Consider the following 15,131-nt stretch of genomic DNA (forward strand, 5'->3'; position numbering starts at 1 on the left):
ATATTCATAGCAAACGATGAAATTAAATACCAATATTTATGGATAAAAGGTTATTTCATAACATTTTTTAAGCATCAAGCTGTAAAGCATGTAGTGAATTTTGCCAGAGTTGTAGGGCAAGAATATCTGGTGCAAGATGAAGAGATTGTGCCAAGCCAGTTAAAACATAAGGCAAATTGACCGGGGTATTGCGGGTTCGCTGCTCCGTTGAGCTTTGACAACATAAAGGTGTCATGTCGGGACAATCGGTTTCCAACACCAAATGTTCAGCACCAATCGCCTGAACCACGGCATGTAATTTTTTTGCATTGGGATTGGTAATCTGCCCGGTGACACCAATTTTAAAACCCAGTTTAATAAAAGCCTTGGCTTCTTCTATGCCGCCACTAAACGCATGGGCAATACCGCCCAATTTAAACTGATGCTGCTTCAAAATTGCCAATGTTTCAGCATGTGATTTACGAATATGTAATAACACAGGCTTATCAAATTGTTGTGCCAATTCAAGTTGTGCCGAGAAAAAATCTTGTTGCTTTTGAAAAATGTCTGCTTGCTTGTGCTGTTTTAAAAATGTATCCAGACCAATTTCACCAATGGCCACGCATGCTTCAGTTGTTAAAAGTCGCTCTAAATCTGCAAGGTGAGATGCTTGATGCTGTTCAATATAAACAGGATGCAAACCCGGCGCTAAATAACTTTGCGGGGCATCCGGCAATTGATTTAAAAAGTGCTGAGTCTGAACTAAATCTTTAAAGCGAGATTGCACAAAAGCAATCAAAATCAACCGTTCCACCCCCACTGCTTTTGCAGCATGCGCCAGTTGCTCCCGATCCTGATCAAAATCGGGAACATCAAAATGGGTATGGGTATCAAACAGCGGATAAGACATTAAGGTTTAGCTTTATTTGCCGCAGGCGTACTTGCAGGCGCTTCAACCTGAGGTAAATACTGTTTCTTCAGCACAGTTTGCAATTGATCATAAGGAATGGTCAAACGTGGCAATCCCACCACATAAGGACCAATTTCATATTCGCCATATTGCAAAATTAAGCCTTGGCTGGATAAATAAAAATTATCTGATAAGGTGAATTTCCATGCCTGTTCATATTCTTCAACGCTATTTGCCAACTTGGATTCAATCACCCAGGTTTTAAATACTTCATGCGCTTTCTTTTCCAAAGCCGCTTTTTGATTTGGCACTAAAATATCATTCAGTTCAACCTGTTTTTTCTTTTCCAAGTCAAAGTTATAGTAGCGCTGTGATGATGAACCATGTGCCCCACCCAAATAACTACTCGAATTCAAAACAACCGTCGCCAAAGGCACGTCTGCATTTAAAATTTTCGGCTTGATCATCAAGCTGATTTGATGATTGGCGCTTAAAGCCTTCAATTCCTTATCCAATGACAAGAAATTCACTAAATAAGGTGCAACTTGTTGTTCCAGTTTTTGCTTTGGCGTTTCAATAGCTACTGATGCAGCTTGTTCAGCAGCTTGATCCTGAGCTTTTGAAGCTTTCGGATTTTCTGCTGTTGTTGCCTGTTGATTTTCTTTTGCCAACTTTGGAGAAATATCTAAAATATGATCCAATTGTTTTAAAATTTGCTGGTCAATAAATTCATCAATAAAAGCCTGATTACTGGAAAGACGTTCTATCGAAATTTCAGGACAACTATTGCCATCACACTCAGGCAAATCTAAAGTTAACTTTTCAGAATCCCCTGCCAATTTTAATACTTCAGCTTGAACCGCTTCAGATGCTGCCGTTTGATCCTGTTTAGGTTCGGTCTGTTTAGGCTGGCATGCACTCAATGCAATCGCTGACGCAAGAATACTGATGGTAAATATTGTTGTATTTTTTAACATGAGGCTGACCTATAACTTTAATCGGGTAACGTGACTTCTGTTAGATGGCTGTATTTAGAATGGATAACTAGAACATATGCTGATAAACATCAACTTTCAATAACTGTTGCGTTTGTTCTTTGGTTAAATAAATATCCAGTTGTGCTCCATCTGCAACAATTTCATGGGTACGATAATGTAAACCAATCCCTTCCTGATCAAAGAACCAGTCGGCTTGTCCCCAATACAGTTTTTTAGGCGCCTTCTGCTTCACTTCAGCCGTTTGTTCTTTTAACCATTTTTGATAAGCCTCTTGCACAATGCTATTCATACTGTTTTGCTGTTTCGGTTCGACAACATCCAATAAAGTGACCGCTTGCTGTTTTTTACGATCGGCTACAAAGAAGTAATAACGTTCCTTAACCTTAATGCCTTCTTGATTGCTATCCACACCCAATTGCATCAATACATATTGATTACGCTGATAGGCAATTCGGGTATACATCGAGAGCTCATAAGCTTTATTTTTGGAAAATTCTGCCTGCCATGCATCCGACTTTTTCACGTACGCATTGATGGCTTGTTGCAGGCTCATATCTTGCTTCATGCCGATTTGATCTTGAATCACTAGCGCCTGACTTTTCGCAATCCAGTCATTTAACCAGGCATCTTCGGTATGTACGGTTTGAATACTCAGATCGATACAATTTTTGGTTTCACAAAAGGGCAAAGCAATTTTTGCATCTTGTTCTTGAATATTTAAATACGGCAACACTTCTGCTTGCTCAGTTTTTAATACTGAAATTTCAGACTTTTCATGTGATGGGTCTGGTTGTTCTTTTTTTGAAGCATCGCAAGCACTGAGTATCAGACCAATGGCGATCACTGATGCACCCACTATTTTCCCGTTCATGCTCACAACTCTTTTTTTAAAGTAATTCATCTATATCAATGATTCTACATAATAAAACAGCCTCATAAAGAAGCTGTTTTATTTTTCGTTATGTTTAGTGTTCGCGTGTAGCACGGAATTGAATATCCGGATAACGCTCTTGCATGAGTTGCAAGTTGACACGACTTGGCGCCAGGTAAGTCAAATGACCACCGCCATCAATGGAGAGTTGGTCATGCGCCTTTTTCTTAAATTCGTTGAATTTCTTTTCATCATCACATGAAACCCAACGTACAGTATTGATGTTTACAGGCTCGTATACACAGTCAACTTTGTATTCTTCTTTCAATCGGTACGCCACCACTTCAAACTGAAGCACACCAACCGCCCCTACAATCAAGTCATTACTGATTTGCGGCATAAATACCTGAGTCGCACCCTCTTCAGAAAGCTCTTTCAAACCTTTTTGCAGCTGCTTGGATTTTAGCGGATCTCTTAAACGTACACGACGGAACATTTCTGGTGCAAAGTGTGGAATACCGGTGAAATGAACATTTTCACCCGATGAAAAAGCATCACCGATTTGAATGGTACCGTGGTTGTGTAAACCAATGATGTCACCTGGCCACGCTTCTTCGAGCTGTTCACGTTCACCCGCCAAAAAAGTTAGTGCATCACTAATCCGTACATCTTTACCCAGACGGACATGATTCATTTTTAAACCTTTCTCATACTTACCGGAACAGATTCGCATGAATGCAATACGGTCACGATGTTTCGGATCCATATTGGCCTGAATTTTAAATACAAAGCCGGTGAAACCTTCTTCAGTTGCTTCTACAGTACGTTCTTTGGTTGGATGCGCCTTAGGTTCAGGTGCCCACTTGATGAAAGCATCCAGAACATGATCCACCGCAAAGTTACCTAAAGCGGTACCAAACAAGACTGGGGTTTGCTTACCTTGCAAAAATAGCTCACGATCAATTGGATCATTGGCCATTTGCACCAGTTCCAAAGATTCTTCAAAGGCAGCAAAAGCAAGATCGCCGACTTTTTCACGCAAGTCTGGATAATCATAACCGTCACGAATTTCAATGTCGGTAATCGTTGAACCAAAACCGGCTTTGTAGACGTAAAATTTTTCTTCTAAAAGATTATAAACACCGGCGAAATCACGTCCTGTACCCATAGGCCAAGTCAGTGGCACACAACGGATTTTCAATACGTTTTCAATTTCGTCAAGCAATTCTAATGGCTCGCGGATTTCACGGTCCATTTTGTTGACGAAAGAAATGATTGGCGTGTCGCGCATACGACACACTTCCATCAATTTAATGGTACGTTCTTCGACCCCTTTAGCACCGTCAATGACCATGAGTGCAGAGTCAACCGCAGTTAAAGTACGGTAAGTATCTTCCGAGAAGTCTTCATGTCCCGGGGTGTCGAGCAAGTTAATGACATGATTTTTATAAGGAAACTGCATAACCGAGGTGGTGATGGAAATACCACGTTCTTTTTCCATTTCCATCCAGTCAGAAGTTGCAGCACGGTCTGACTTACGGCTTTTGACCATCCCGGCAACCTGAATCGCTTTACCCCATAACAACAGTTTTTCTGTCATGGTGGTTTTACCAGCATCGGGGTGGGAAATAATCGCGAATGTCCGTCGCTTCGCGACCTGTGCCGCTAATTCGTCTTTAAAACTCATGAAAGATACCTACTGCAGAATGGCAGTGTAAAAGATCAGAACTGATCAATATAAAAATTTGGCGATATTGTAGCAGATCATCAAACTTTTGAAATGAACTAAACTTGTTCAAAGCTCAGCAATCTTAAACAGGCAGCGCGTATTTGCTTTCTTCCAATCGATCAACATTCACCGGCATGCCTAGCAAATATCCTTGCAATTGCTGGCAACCTAAACGGGTCAGGATGTCTGCCTGCAATGGCGTTTCCACCCCTTCCGCGGTAACCACCAAACCCAATTTAATGGCTAATTTGATAATACTTTCTAAAATAATTTCATCTTTTGAACCAACGGACAGATCACGAATAAACTCTCGATCTATTTTCAATTCATCCACAGGCAAGTTCTTTAAATACAAGAAACTGGAATGCCCAGTCCCGAAGTCATCAATGGCCAGCTTGATGCCCATCTGACGCAGGCGCTCAAAACTCCGAATGCTGGCATCAATATGATGCATCGCGGTAGATTCAGTAATTTCAATGGCTAAATGATTGGGATTAATTTGATATTTACCAAATAAGCGCTCAAGGGTTGAAAATAAATGCTTATGTTCAAACTGTACCGCCGATAAATTCACCGCTAGCGGGAAATAATTTGAATCATTCTGTTCCCAAATTTGAATCTGCTTGCACGCTTGCTCGAGTGCCCAATAGCCCATTTGAATAATGAGTCCGGTTTTTTCAGCACCATCGATAAACATATTGGGGGTCAACAGTCCCAAGCTGGGATGGTTCCAGCGAATCAGTGCTTCCACACCACAAATTTCATGGCTTTTGGTGGTAAATTTGGGTTGATAAAACAGAATAAACTGTTGTTCTTCAACCGCTTTGTACAAATCATTGATCAACTTGGTCTGGCTTTTGGTTTCTTGTTGATCAACACTGTAATTAAACACCGAATAGGTATTTCTGCCCTGATATTTAGACATCAACATTGCAGCATCGGCATTGATCAGCAAATCTTGTAAATTATTGCCATGATCTGGATACATCGCTATGCCGATACTACTGGAAATATTAATCTCTTTGCCAGCAATCAAGAAACTGTCTTGGATCAGCCTTAATACTTTTTCTGACTTTTCGATCGCCTGTTCAATGCTTGCTCTTTCGAGTACCATCAAAAATTCATCGCTGCCGATACGAAGCAGTTTTTCCTTTTCTGCGAGTATGCGCTGAATGCGTGTAGCGAGTTGCACCAGCAATTGATCACCAACATGATGACCAAATACATCATTTACTGCCTTAAAGCGATCTAAATCAATATAAAGAAATGCAATTTTGTCATCTCGATAACGATGCTCAGTAAATAGCAAATGTGAATATTCAGCCAGGAATAAACGATTCGGTAACTTGGTTAAATTATCTTGGACTGCTTGATTGGCAAGCTCACGATTGGCTTTAGAAAGCTGTTTATTGCGCGCTTCCAAGCGTAGTTCTAATACAGCTACTGTAAATGCAGCAACCAGGATTAAACTGCTTACAAAGATTACGCTAAATAAAATTAACCCTTCTCCAGTTTTATAATTCGAAACCAGTTGATTCGCATCAATAGCATAAAAAGCGGCAGAGGCCATACCAGTATAGTGCATACCCACAATGGTAAGTGCCATCATGAAAACAATAGAGGTTTTAATATGCAGCAATTTATGTACTGCCTTTTTATATTTAAAGGTCAGCCAAAACGTTAAACCAGAACCAATAATGGCGATCAAGACTGAAAAAATGGTTAAGCGCGGATCATAATAAATTTGATGTTGATCAACGACCAAACCCAGCATCCCGGTATAGTGCATCCCAGCGATGCCTAAGCCCATCAGTACCGCGCCTAAGACAAGACGTAAAAATGGTAAGGTTGCACGGGTCGTTAGCCAAACAGCAAAGGTAGCAGCAATAAACGCGATCACATAAGAAAGGAAAGTAAGTCCATAGTCAAAAGAGTAGCTAGCAGGTAAATGGCAGGCGAGCATGCCCATAAAGTGCATACACCAAATTGCAGCACCCAACATGCAACCACTTATAACAAGAAGAATTTTTTCATATTTCTGACGTAAGCCACGGAATAATGATTGTTCAATCGACACTGCAAAATAACAGGCCAAAACAGCAACAATAACTGAACCTACCACGAGGCTAAAATCATAATGTATATGAGCCATATTAAGCTTCCGTATAGGTTATCTTTCTTGTTTTAATCCACGTTATTAATACCATTTATCCTTTCACAAAAGCTTTTCGTTCATTAAAGAGTACTTATAAAAACAATCAATTAAAACAAGCATCTAATACTATTCTATTTTGGTCAAGTGATTATTACTCTATTCATTTTTATTACTAATTTATTTATTTAATTAATCAAAGATAGATCAAACTTTTGATCATTATCCCTACACCAGTCATATTTCCAGCTGTTCAAGGCATTCAATATGTTTCTCCATAAAATTCAGCGCTAATAAAAAATCTGGTTGCCAATGACAAGCAAAAGTCCAATCGGATGCATTACATTTTGTTGTATAGCCCGTTATTTGAAAGGAGACTATTTCAAATTCAAAACCACCAATACACAGACAAATAAAAAACCAGTCAGCTGACCTGACTGGTTTTTTGGATATTTAAAGGAGTAACGTGTAATGAGTAAGCTTAGTTTGCAGTCGCTTTACCAGACTGTAATTTCGCGTAATCCAATAAAATATTGGCAGATTCTGTGACAAACGCTTCTTCTTCAGGTAAATAAGGTCGTTGAGTTGCCTTCATTTTTGCACGTGACTCAATCAATGCATCCATAGAAGCCTGGTAGCTTTCCCAATTGGCATAAGGCTTTTGACCTGTCACCGCACGACGCTGATTTTCTGCCTCTAAAGTTTTCTGTTCCAGTGCATTTAACTCCGCTTTACGCTGATCAATATCAAGAACCACACGTTTTTGCTCTTCGGTTTTTTTAGCAATCGCTTTGCGTTGTTCTAAATATTTAAATTGCGGATCAGCCACTACGCGTTGTTGCGACATTTGTGCCAGGTTTTGCACATACGGTTGTACAGAACCTTCACGCTTAAATGGTGCAGTTGGAATAGTATCCCATTTCAAGGCATTCTTGGCTTTACGCTCACCAAACTCTTCGTTGTAGATATCGACCAGTTTGATGTCAGGCACTACGCCTTTATTTTGGGTACTACCACCCGTGACACGATAGAACTTTCGTTGCGTTAAGGTGGCTTGACCATGCGCCAGAGTATCCAGTTGAACTTGGGCTGTACCTTTACCTGTAGTGGTACTACCAATCACGATACCGCGTTCATAATCCTGAATAGCCGCAGAATAAATTTCACTAGCAGATGCTGATGCCAAGTTCACCATGACTGCAAGTGGACCTGCATAAGTTTGTGCCCCGCCATCATCATCTTCAAACACGCTGACATTGCCATTACCATCACGAATTTGCACCACTGGACCTGACTTGATCACCTGACCCAGCATGCGCGCCACTTCTTCAAGTGAACCGCCCGGGTTATTACGTAAATCAATAATAATCCCGGTCACATTTTTCGCAGCCAAAGCTTTTAAAGCGTTGTTGGTGTCTTCAGAAACCGAGCGATAATCCGTACCTGCACGGCGCGCACGATAGTTCAGATAGAACGATGGGATTTCAATCACACCGAAAGTATAGTTTTTACCATCACGCTTAATATCAACCGTACGTGAACGTACACCGGCATCTTCTTCCTGAATTACATCACGAACCAAGCTCACAGTCCGCGCCTGACTCATGGATGCACCGGCACCCAGTAAACGTAGGCTGACTTTGGTTCCGCGCTTACCACGGATTAAACCCACTACTTCGTTACTTGCCCAGCCGATGACATCGACCATTTTTTCGCCGTCTTGTGCAACACCGATAATGCGATCGCCTGATTTAATCTGACCTGATTTACTGGCTGGACCACCTTCGACAATGGTTTCAATCTTGGTGTAATCTTCATTACCGCGTTCTGGACGAATCGAAACCCCAATCCCCTCTAATTGCAAGGTGGTTTGACGATTCAACTCCATTGCATCTACAGGCGGGAAATAGTTACTGTGCGGATCATAGGTCAACATCATCGCATTTAAAGTTTTGTCCAAGACATCGTCACTTTTAACGCGGGTAATTCGTTCAAGTTGACGGGTATAACGCTTGGTCAAGGTTTGAACAGGCGTTAAATCTTCGGGACTGGCTAAATCCTGACCATTGGCTAAAGCTGGATCAGCTTTTAATGCTTTCTGCTTCGCAGACTCTTCTTCTTTACTAATGTTTAAGTTGATGAGTTGCGACACCAGCATTTTTTGCCAATGTGCGCGTTGCTCTGCTGCAGATTTGAAATAAGGTGCTTTTTCGCGATCGGTATCAATATAGACATTAGTTTGTTTCAAGTTTTGCGGCTTTTTCAACTCAGCCAACATGAACTCATAAAACTGTTTTAAACGTTCACGATATTGGGCATGAATCAAATATGGACCGGATAAATCCCCGGCTTTTAGCGCAGCACCAAAATTGGCACCATAATTTTTCTTATATTGTTCAACTTCAGGTGCTAAAAATAATGAATGATCTGCATCTAGGCTATCTAGATAAAAATCAAGAATTCGATTAGAGGTCGCGGCATCTAAACGTTGATTTAGGTAATGCTGACGGTCAACCAACGTCGCCAATTGGCGCGATACAAGCGCTTGTTCTTGCGTTGGCTGTATAGATTGAGAAACTGCAACAGTCGTATTTGCAGCAATTGCCTCGTTTACTACATGAGTAAAGAAAAACCCTCCAGTCGCAATTGCAACTGCACAAGCTAATGTCTGAAGTTTCATAAATAATTCGTAATTCCTTGGTCTTTGACCAATATTCCAGCGTCATTTTTCAACATGAATGCAGTATATTCAAAATCTTAAACAACTTAATATGTGTATGTCGTGTAGTTTTATCATATTCTGTACTGTCAAAATGTAGCAAATCATTGCAAAATTCGGGTATTGTTTTTTCTTTATAAAATTCCAACACGGACACCGATATGATTGGCGCATTGATGCTAGACATCGCTGGCACAGAACTTACTCAAGAAGATATTGAACTATTACGAACACCGCAAGTAGGTGGCATGATTTTATTTTCACGAAATATAAAATCGCCACAACAAGTTCGTGCTTTAACCGATCATATGCGTCGTATCAGACCCGATATTTTAATTGCCGTGGATCAGGAAGGCGGTCGCGTACAACGCTTAAAACAGGGCTTTAGCTTGCTTCCTGCAATGGGTCATTTAGGCGAACTCTATCTCACCGAACCTGAAAAAGCGGTTGATTTAGCTGAGCAAAGTGGTTGGCTTATGGCAACCGAAGTCCTCGCTGTTGGCATCGACTTTAGCTTTGCACCAGTATTGGACTTAAATGATGTCAGTGATGTAATTGGCGACCGTGGCTTTGCCAAAAATATTCAGGATATTGTCCCGCTTGCAAGTGCATTTTTAAAAGGAATGAAACGTGCAGGCATGGCCAATACAGGCAAACATTTCCCGGGTCATGGTTCAGTCAAAGCGGATTCGCATGTGGCAGCACCTGTAGATTCACGTTCTTATGACGAAATCTACAACAAGGATATGCAGACGTTTATTCAGCTGATGCCGCAACTGGATGCACTCATGCCAGCGCATGTGATTTACGATCAGGTCGACCCCAACCCTGCCGGTTTCTCACCTTACTGGATTCAAAACATCTTACGTCAAGAGTTAAACTTTGATGGCGTGCTTTTCTCAGATGACTTAACCATGCAAGCTGCCTGTGTAGCCGGTGGCGCTGATGCACGTATTCAGGCTGCACTCAAAGCCGGTTGTGATATGGGCTTAGTCTGTAACGACCGTTCAGCGGCTTGTCTTGCTTTAGAAGGTATTCGTGACTTAGCTTTACCGAATCAAAAACGTCTGGAACGCATGCGTGGACAGATCCCACAGATTACCGTAGATGAAACGCTTAACTTAGGTGATGAATGGAAAAAAGTTCGAGATAATATCGAAAACTTTAAAAAATCATTTAATTAATGCGACAAAAGGAACACGACAAGGTGTTCCTTTTTCTTTATGATAATTAAAAAGAAAGTCATAGACTTCTTGTAGATATTTGCTGATATTAACTTTTAAAAGATACGAATCAGCTATATAAGAAGCCTATCAAACACTCACTTATATATTCAAAACTACAAAAACATACAGGTCAGGATGACATGACACAACCGCTTTCAGAACATCGACATATTTCATTTACTGCACATTACACCGGCTATATTTGGTACACCATGGGGATTTCACACCCGGTTTTTGCAACATCTAAAGGCAAAATGCTCGCCAAATTGGTTCACCCTTTAGAAAGTTGGGCTGAAAAATTTGTCGGTGGCAGTATGCGTACCACGCTAAAACAACGTCACCGCATGATTGATCAGCATCTCACGCAACTGATCGAGCAACATCCAGATTTACAGGTCCTTGAAATCGCTAGTGGACTTTCTCCACGCGGTTGGAACTTTCGACAAAAACACCCCAATATCGATTATCGTGAACTTGATTTACCCGGTATGGCAAAAGTCAAAACTCAAGCCTTGAAACAAATCGATGTGAATAGCCCTGAAGTTTTATCGGTTGATTTATTCACTGCAGATTTTGAGCAAGCTTTTCAAGTATTTGACTCAACTCGCCCATTGGTGGTGATTAGTGAAGGACTAATTAATTACTTTAATAAAGACATGCTATTGCAATTGCTGCAAGCGATTACACATTACGGTCAGGACTTTAAAGAACTGCATTACCTGACTGATATTTATCCGGAACCGGTCAAAAATAAATTAGCTAATTTTATTTGGGCAAGCAGTAAACTACTGAAATGGATGTCACGTAGCGCGTTTAGTTTCCATTTTATTAATCCTCAACAAGCGCAAGACTTTTTCCAGCAAGCAGGTTTTGAAAATATCACTGTTGTTCAACCTAAACAGTATTTTCAAGACCAGCCGACGAATGAATCCCCTAGTGATGAACACTTGGGGGATTTGGTATGGATGATTCATGCGAGCAAAAAAAACAGCGTTGAATAACGCTGTTTTCATCCTGGCAAGGAAGCGCTTAACTGACTGATTCCAGTACCAGCATCGCTTCTTTTTGTCGTTGTACATAACGCAATAAACGTTCTGCCACTTCAAAACTGCCATGTTTAAATAAGGCGCGAATTTGTGTTGCATCTACCTCAAAAATCAAACATTCAATCTTGAATTGACCTTCTTCATCTTCCAAATGCAAGGCCAAATCACGTGGATATTGCTCAACTTTTGCAGTTAGACCTTCAGCAAATTCAAGTAAAACCCCAAAGAAGTTTAGATCAATAATATGAGTGGGCAATTGCAACTCTGAATGGCGATGGGTCAATACAGTCATTGGGTTTTGTACTGCAATGCGTTCTTCACCGCGACGTTCCAAGGTCAGCAATTGCGCCCGTGTCATCGGGATAATTCCTTCCACAGTGTGAAGCGGTTGACCCTGCAAGAACGTTGCAAACAAACTCATGGTTTCCTTACGGCGCTGTAATTGCGGTACATGATCTGCATTGGCAATCATTGCAAATTCCATGTCTGGACATTGCAAGGCAAAATTTGCATTTTCATGTGGCAAAGTAAAACTGTCATATTGCCCACAAGCCACCAGTACTTTACATTCAGGAATTGGCACGTCCGTTAAACGCAGTAAACGGCTACAGTTAATTTCATAGCGATCTTGCTCGGTTGCAGTAAACTCAGCCATCTGTTTAAAGAATAAACGTTTCGCAGTGGGTGACATGCGGGTTTGATCAATTTTGGCATGATTGACCAAATACAAAATTACCGCTTGGCCAAACTCGTCCATGCGTTGTTCTTTCATTAAATGCAAAGACTCTTCCAGCAACATGCGCCAGCTTTTACGGGTTTTTTGCATCACACCCATCAAGATCATACGGTCAATCAATTCAGGGCGTTGATGTGCCAAGCCTGAAGCGACCACTGAACCTAGCGACATCCCCATGACCGAAACTTTGGACAAATTTTCTATATCCAGCCATTCACCGAGCATACGTGCCAAATCCGGCAATTCCAAAGTTCCTGCAGAAACACCGGTATCACGATTGGTAATTTGTTGATTCGCGCCCATAGAAGGTAAATCAATGAGGATAATCGGACCTGCACTGAGCAATTGTTCAACACAATATTTATAAGAGTTGAAGTTTTGAAATGCCCCGCCAATGATGACGATTGGAGTATTGTGAATCGTTTCAGGTTGAGTAATCGCCATATATTCAATTTTCCAGCCCTTGATCCACGTTGTACGTGCAGGCTCTTTAAAACTGTTTCTATGGTAAAGATCAAAAAAGCCAAAACTCGTGTTTGATTCTTGTACTTCCGAGTCCATTTGGATCATGGAATTCATATCCCTTCCTCCATTCCTGCCTTATTGTTATTTTGCAAGAAAATAAATATAGAATTTCTGCGCTGTACTGCATCCATTCATTTGCTTTAATTATCAGACATCAATGTCACTATTTTTTATTCTATACAGAGGATGATTTAACACGCAACTTATTCCATGACCACTCATCTAAATTTACAAACTAAAGAATTTAAAAATATGAATCGCTTGAAAAGTTTCAAAAATTTTTTCCAGATAGATGCTTCATTGTCTTGTTCCAGACTGTTACTATCGAAGGTGTAATTTCTAAGTGATCAACCGCTATGCAAGATTCAATTGAACAATATATGCAAACGGTAGGACAACAGGCACGCCAAGCTTCTCGCGTGTTAGCAAGCGCTTCTACCCAAACAAAAAACAATGCTTTATCTGCAATTTACACTGCTTTAGAAGACAGTGAAGCTGCAATTTTAGCTGCGAACCAAATTGATATGACCCAAGGTCGTAACAACAATTTGGACAGTGCATTACTTGATCGCTTAGAACTTACCCCCACACGCTTTAAAGGCATGTTACATGGCTTAAAAGATGTGATGAGCCTGGTTGACCCTATAGGGGAAATCACCGATTTAGCCTTCCGTCCTTCCGGAATTCAACTCGGTAAAATGCGTGTACCTTTAGGCGTAGTTGGCATGATTTATGAATCACGTCCGAATGTTACTCTTGAAGCTGCATCTCTGGCGCTAAAATCAGGAAATGCCATTATTCTGCGTGGTGGTTCTGAAGCACTGCAATCGAATAAAGCCATTGCTGAAGCGATTCAACATGGTTTAAAAGCTTCAGGTTTGCCTGAAACTTCAGTGCAAGTGATTAACACGGCTGATCGTGCTGCAGTCGGTCATCTGATTACCATGTCTGAATATGTGGATGTGATTGTTCCACGTGGAGGCAAAGGGCTGATTGAACGTGTAAGTAACGAAGCACGTATTCCTGTGATTAAGCATTTAGATGGCAACTGCCATGTCTTTGTTGAAGCACAAGCCGATTTGCAAAAAGCCTTACCGATTGCACTGAATGCCAAAACGCATCGTTATGGCGTATGTAATGCTATGGAAACCTTGTTGGTGGATGAGAAAGTTGCTGAAGACTTCTTGCCAAACATTGCTGAACTGTATGCAGAAAAACAGGTTGAACTTCGTGGCTGCCGTGAAACACAGCGCATACTAGGTTCAACTGTGAAACCTGCCAGTGAAGAAGATTGGTACACCGAATATTTAGGTCCAATTTTGGCGGTTAAAGTCGTGAGTGGTATTGATGAAGCGATTGAACATATCAACAAATATGGTTCACATCATACTGATGCCATCATTACTGAAAACTATAGTCTTGCTCGCCAATTCCTCGCACGTGTTGATTCAAGCTCGGTGATGATCAATGCGTCTACACGTTTTGCAGATGGTTTTGAATATGGTTTAGGTGCAGAAATTGGCATTTCAACTGACAAGATTCATGCCCGTGGTCCTGTGGGTCTGGAAGGTCTGACTTCGCAAAAATGGGTGGTGTTTGGTGATGGTCAAATTCGCCAATAAATCATGAAATGAATAAAAGCATTCCGTGTTCAGCTTCAAAAATGAGGCTGAACATAGCCACTACAATATCTCTCAGCTAAATTTCATAAGATGATAAAAATAACCATAAAAGGGAAAATGCGATGTTTTATTATTTAATGATCTGCACATTTGTATTGGCATTACTGGTTTCCTTTGCCGTAATGAAAATTTTTTCCCATTCTATTAATCAAATTCTGGCTCGAATTATTAACGATCCAATTCATGAAGCATGGGCAAAATACACCAAATTTGCAGGCATGGTCGTGGGTACATCTTCCGGCATTCGTATTTACGATATGGAAAAATACATCACCCCCCTGACCTACACCGATAATGACAAAAAAATTGTCATCGAGCTGACACAAGAACGCTGGGTACTGGAAATTTATCGGACGATTATTGAAACCTTGCAAGGCTTGGCCTGGATGATGCTGGTGTTTTTTATGGTTGCACTGATTGCTTATGTGATCGTACGCTGGTCAGAAATAAAGTATCGAAATTAAGCATTAAAACTACGCTGACATTCTGCTCAAAATTGATCGTCCATGCTATGTTTATAATTCATACAGACGATACACTTTACGATTAAGTACTATT

Annotated in this window: 11 protein-coding genes; 4 read left to right on the forward strand and 7 right to left on the reverse strand. The window is 40.8% G+C overall.

What is annotated here, in order from left to right; genetic code table 11:
- Positions 1-67: 67 nt before the first annotated feature.
- From HLH14_RS00160 to HLH14_RS00185, 6 genes are all read right to left on the reverse strand, one after another.
- Positions 68-889, reverse strand: coding sequence for a TatD family hydrolase (locus HLH14_RS00160; protein ID WP_067721861.1), 822 nt, complete (start codon positions 887-889; stop codon positions 68-70).
- The gene (locus HLH14_RS00165; protein ID WP_067721862.1) at positions 889-1,866 is read right to left on the reverse strand and encodes an RsiV family protein; all 978 of its coding nucleotides are present in this window, start codon (positions 1,864-1,866) and stop codon (positions 889-891) included. Before HLH14_RS00165 ends, HLH14_RS00160 begins: the two co-directional genes overlap by 1 nt.
- A gap of 67 nt (positions 1,867-1,933) precedes the next feature.
- A complete protein-coding gene (locus HLH14_RS00170) occupies positions 1,934-2,758 on the reverse strand; it encodes a hypothetical protein (RefSeq protein WP_067721863.1) in 825 nt (274 codons plus the stop codon).
- 94 nt (positions 2,759-2,852) lie between these two features.
- Positions 2,853-4,445: a peptide chain release factor 3 gene (locus HLH14_RS00175; protein WP_067721864.1), complete on the reverse strand. Its 1,593-nt coding sequence runs from the start codon at positions 4,443-4,445 to the stop codon at positions 2,853-2,855.
- 124 nt (positions 4,446-4,569) lie between these two features.
- Positions 4,570-6,639 (reverse strand): putative bifunctional diguanylate cyclase/phosphodiesterase, encoded by a 2,070-nt coding sequence (locus tag HLH14_RS00180; protein WP_067721865.1) that lies wholly within the window; start codon positions 6,637-6,639, stop codon positions 4,570-4,572.
- Between the two features lie 481 nt (positions 6,640-7,120).
- Positions 7,121-9,319, reverse strand: a complete 2,199-nt coding sequence (locus HLH14_RS00185) for a carboxy terminal-processing peptidase (protein ID WP_067721870.1) — start codon at positions 9,317-9,319, stop codon at positions 7,121-7,123.
- Between the two features lie 200 nt (positions 9,320-9,519).
- On the opposite strand from HLH14_RS00185, the gene nagZ reads away from it, so the two are divergent.
- Together nagZ and HLH14_RS00195 are read left to right on the forward strand one after the other, a co-directional pair.
- Positions 9,520-10,542: a beta-N-acetylhexosaminidase gene (gene nagZ, locus HLH14_RS00190; RefSeq protein WP_067721871.1), complete on the forward strand. Its 1,023-nt coding sequence runs from the start codon at positions 9,520-9,522 to the stop codon at positions 10,540-10,542.
- A gap of 182 nt (positions 10,543-10,724) precedes the next feature.
- Positions 10,725-11,585: a class I SAM-dependent methyltransferase gene (locus HLH14_RS00195; RefSeq protein WP_067721872.1), complete on the forward strand. Its 861-nt coding sequence runs from the start codon at positions 10,725-10,727 to the stop codon at positions 11,583-11,585.
- 28 nt (positions 11,586-11,613) lie between these two features.
- Here the strand turns inward: HLH14_RS00195 and HLH14_RS00200 are convergent, their stop codons facing one another.
- Complete coding sequence (locus HLH14_RS00200) at positions 11,614-12,945, reverse strand: alpha/beta fold hydrolase (RefSeq protein ID WP_067721873.1); 1,332 nt, start codon at positions 12,943-12,945, stop codon at positions 11,614-11,616.
- 302 nt (positions 12,946-13,247) lie between these two features.
- Here HLH14_RS00200 and HLH14_RS00205 point away from each other — a divergent pair, with 302 nt between their 5' ends.
- Both HLH14_RS00205 and HLH14_RS00210 read left to right on the forward strand, forming a co-directional pair.
- Positions 13,248-14,513: a glutamate-5-semialdehyde dehydrogenase gene (locus HLH14_RS00205; RefSeq protein WP_067721875.1), complete on the forward strand. Its 1,266-nt coding sequence runs from the start codon at positions 13,248-13,250 to the stop codon at positions 14,511-14,513.
- A 122-nt stretch (positions 14,514-14,635) separates the two neighbouring features.
- Positions 14,636-15,037: a hypothetical protein gene (locus HLH14_RS00210; protein ID WP_067721877.1), complete on the forward strand. Its 402-nt coding sequence runs from the start codon at positions 14,636-14,638 to the stop codon at positions 15,035-15,037.
- Positions 15,038-15,131: the final 94 nt, after the last annotated feature.

This window comes from Acinetobacter terrae, from assembly GCF_013004375.1.
GTDB classification, from domain to species: Bacteria; Pseudomonadota; Gammaproteobacteria; order Pseudomonadales; family Moraxellaceae; genus Acinetobacter; species Acinetobacter terrae.

Bases quoted from the DNA above. Each gene is read 5' to 3' on its own strand.
- HLH14_RS00160 (WP_067721861.1), bottom strand. From the start codon at position 889: ATGTCTTATCCGCTGTTTGATACCCATACCCATTTTGATGTTCCCGAT.
- HLH14_RS00165 (WP_067721862.1), bottom strand. From the start codon at position 1,866: ATGTTAAAAAATACAACAATATTTACCATCAGTATTCTTGCGTCAGCG.
- HLH14_RS00170 (WP_067721863.1), bottom strand. From the start codon at position 2,758: ATGAACGGGAAAATAGTGGGTGCATCAGTGATCGCCATTGGTCTGATA.
- HLH14_RS00175 (WP_067721864.1), bottom strand. From the start codon at position 4,445: ATGAGTTTTAAAGACGAATTAGCGGCACAGGTCGCGAAGCGACGGACA.
- HLH14_RS00180 (WP_067721865.1), bottom strand. From the start codon at position 6,639: ATGGCTCATATACATTATGATTTTAGCCTCGTGGTAGGTTCAGTTATT.
- HLH14_RS00185 (WP_067721870.1), bottom strand. From the start codon at position 9,319: ATGAAACTTCAGACATTAGCTTGTGCAGTTGCAATTGCGACTGGAGGG.
- nagZ (WP_067721871.1), top strand. From the start codon at position 9,520: ATGATTGGCGCATTGATGCTAGACATCGCTGGCACAGAACTTACTCAA.
- HLH14_RS00195 (WP_067721872.1), top strand. From the start codon at position 10,725: ATGACACAACCGCTTTCAGAACATCGACATATTTCATTTACTGCACAT.
- HLH14_RS00200 (WP_067721873.1), bottom strand. From the start codon at position 12,945: ATGAATTCCATGATCCAAATGGACTCGGAAGTACAAGAATCAAACACG.
- HLH14_RS00205 (WP_067721875.1), top strand. From the start codon at position 13,248: ATGCAAGATTCAATTGAACAATATATGCAAACGGTAGGACAACAGGCA.
- HLH14_RS00210 (WP_067721877.1), top strand. From the start codon at position 14,636: ATGTTTTATTATTTAATGATCTGCACATTTGTATTGGCATTACTGGTT.